This window comes from Desertibacillus haloalkaliphilus, assembly GCF_019039105.1.
Taxonomy (GTDB): domain Bacteria; phylum Bacillota; class Bacilli; order Bacillales; family KJ1-10-99; genus Desertibacillus; species Desertibacillus haloalkaliphilus.
Genome location: NZ_JAHPIV010000220.1, coordinates 1 through 407, shown reverse-complemented (window position 1 = coordinate 407; position 407 = coordinate 1). Strand labels below are relative to the sequence as shown.

The window sequence follows — 407 nt, the reverse complement described above, 5'->3', positions numbered from 1 at the left end:
CATCACTGATGATGGCCTCGCCGGAAACACTACCAACTATTCCATTAATATGAGTGGCTCCGCCGAGATTGTGAATATTGCCGTTCACGGTTCCGTTAATGGTTACGGCGCCACTAGGGTTGATGGTGATATTTCCGTTAACAATTCCATTAATGTCGGCGGAAGCTTGGTTATCAACTTGAACATCGCCGGAAATGATACCGGTGACGATTAAGTGATCGCCGGGCTCAACGACAATATCTCCGTCGTGAATTTTAGTGATTGAAATATCCATGAGAATTCCTTTCTGGATGATGGTCGGTTTAATCCGACAAGTGAAATGTAACAAGTGTTAGCAACCAATCGGACAGACTGCTAACAAGAGCGAGTATAGCACAATAATGTAATGAGCTTAAGGAGGATATAAA

At 43.5% G+C, this 407-nt stretch carries 1 protein-coding gene; it reads right to left on the bottom strand.

What is annotated here, in order from left to right:
* Positions 1-274: hypothetical protein (locus tag KH400_RS21635; RefSeq protein WP_217228166.1), on the bottom strand; the 274-nt coding region annotated here is incomplete at its 3' end.
* Positions 275-407 lie beyond the last annotated feature (133 nt).